Annotated in this window: 1 pseudogene; it reads right to left on the bottom strand. The window is 40.6% G+C overall.

Going from position 1 to position 2,628, the window contains the following annotated elements:
* Window positions 1-2,330 (bottom strand): annotated as a pseudogene (locus E5983_RS08895) (Rib/alpha-like domain-containing protein); the annotation flags it as partial.
* Between the last annotated feature and the right edge of the window lie 298 nt (window positions 2,331-2,628).

Genomic DNA, 2,628 nt, shown 5'->3' on the forward strand with positions numbered 1-2,628 from the left:
TTGTCAGTCAAGGCCGGTGTTGAGGTTGCAGGGGTTCCTGGAACGACATTCTTATCTTCATAGGCAGGGTCAAGCGTGTCTGCTTTTTTAGCAACATCTGCCACAAATGAATCTAAAGCAAGAGCGGCTGAAATATCCGAAGTCGGTACATCTTTGAAAAAGACACCTGAAGTATAGATAGCTGGAGCACTTAAGTTTGGTTCTACCGTAATCGGTACAGATTTCGCTCGACCTTCACCATCCGCTGTAATACTTGTTGGTGAACCAATTGGCTCGCCATTTTTAAACCACTGAATTTGATATTCCCGATTTGGCATTAAACCAGATGTCGTTGATTCAACGGTTGTACCAGGCGCTGCCTTATTATCTGTTGTATCATAAACTAAGACATCATGATTTGGTTGGTGTGCGAGGAGAGCAAAATTTTGCCAGTCATTATTATCGGATTCTAAAGCCTTGGTTAAGGTATCCGCAGTACTTTGGAACATATTTGTTTGGTAGTTATTTGACCAAACAGCATAATCATCAGTAACTGGAGCAGCGTAGACATAATCACTATTGATATGGCGATGTTTTTGCCCGATTGTCCCATTCCACTTCATCAATGCACTATTATCTGCATCTTTATCAGAAACAACTTTTCCATACTCTGCATCTGATACTTTCCAAGAAATACGTAAACCTGCATTTTGCTGAGTACGAGATACACCATACAATCCCTTAAATGGAATGTAGTAAGAGCCATCTGGCTTCACAACACCCACTACACTTTCAGCAATATGTGAACCAACTCCATTGGCCGCTTGATAATCAGTAACGATTTTTTTCTGAGCTGCCGCAAACTCTTCTAATGTATAGTTCTTATGTGTATTTTTCCAAGAGTCAAATAAACGAGCGACTTCATCATTGACATAAGAAGCAACAACTCTTACGCCTGTCGCGCTTTGATCTCCCTTGGCTTGTGGAAGTACTCCACCGTTGATCCATTGATTGGCTAAAGTCCCCGGAGCATCTCCATTTTCATACCAAACCGTACCACGAAGAGTTCCATAGTTCCCTTTTTCTGGCCACTCACCGCTACTACTTGGAGCACTACTCCACTCTGCTTGTGGTTTCACTAGCCAAGATTCTGTGAACGGTTTTTCCTGGAGGATAACATGCGAATTTACAATTCTATTAACCCCAGCCGTGAAATCCCATGATTCATTCTTACGATTGGTCCTCGTGTGGAATCCGTAGGTTTTATCACCATGCTGAATAATATTATATTTAGCTGGATCAGGATTTTCAACCCATGTACGAACCGCAAATTTCGTATCTCCAGCCAGCTGGAAGCTATGTGATGTCCCAGAAGCATCAACGATTGGTTTTGACAAATCAATCACAAAACTACCATCTGGATTAGTCTTCGTGTAATAGACTGGTGAAACAAATCCCTTACCATTAACCCACTGAATATAAACTTTGACATCAGACAGCATCTTAGAATTGCTGTTAGTTCCATCCAGTGTCCCATCACGGTAGAGCCAAGCTTTACCTTGATAGCCTTTATCTTGCATGTCTTTACCCGGAGAATAAATCGCCTCCGAAATATCAAATGGCGGGGTATTCTGATCAGCACCGAGACTAGCTGCTCGAACAGCCGAACGGAAGCGAGAAACTGTATAAGCCGCTTCAAATGAGTGGTTCATATTCTCCATATTGGAGAGAGCAGTAGCTGTGTTTTCGAGTAGATCTTTAGTCTCAATAACTGGATTCGCCTGTTTTGCTTCAATAGTTGGCAAAGAATCCATTAGGGAATCTTTAGAAGCTGTCTCTACTGCTTCTGTAGACACAGTAGTAGGTTCAATAACAGTTTCTAGTATCGGGCTACTGATAACTGTCTTGTTAGCTACAGCAACTGATTCACTTTGATTGAGTGACTGCACAGAAGTCAAGGATTCTACAGATTTTTTTGGGGGCCTTGTATCTTCCGAAGCAATTGGTTGAGTCTCTTCAATCTCCTCATCAGATACTTCTACTTTCTTTTCCTCAGCTTGAGGCTCCTCTCCCTCAAGTTTATTAGAGGAATCTTGGACCATAACTTGGTTTGTTAATGGAGCTTGATAAGTCCTTGTTTCCACTTCATCGGTCCTATCCGTATCATCTTGATCGGTAGTCGCGACTACTGAAGAATCCGTATCAGGCTCCTCCCCAACTGTAACCTCATCTGCACCTACCATAGAGTTAGCCCCTAGAGCTAGCACAAGTGAGCAGCCAAATAAGAAATGTTTCCCTTTTTTGACCATACGCCAGTTGGTTTGTTTTACACCTTTCCTATTAAAATACATAGTATCCTCCTAATTCTAATGATACAAGTTAAGTATACCATAAAATTATACAAAAACACTAAACTTGACAAAGAATATATATTTTTATAATTGATAAAAAAATACCCGAGAAAGTTACATTTGGTTAGTTTCAAATTCTGGAATAGACTTCCTGCAAAACTATAATATGATAAACTAAAGCTATGGATTATGAATCCAGTAACCCGAATTATTCATAGATGACTAAAAAAACTTCCAGAACCCCTGATAGATCAAGGTTTCTAGAAGTTTTCTTTGTTTCACCCATTGGGTGAAACAA

Source organism: Streptococcus danieliae (genome assembly GCF_009767945.1).
GTDB lineage: Bacteria > Bacillota > Bacilli > Lactobacillales > Streptococcaceae > Streptococcus > Streptococcus danieliae.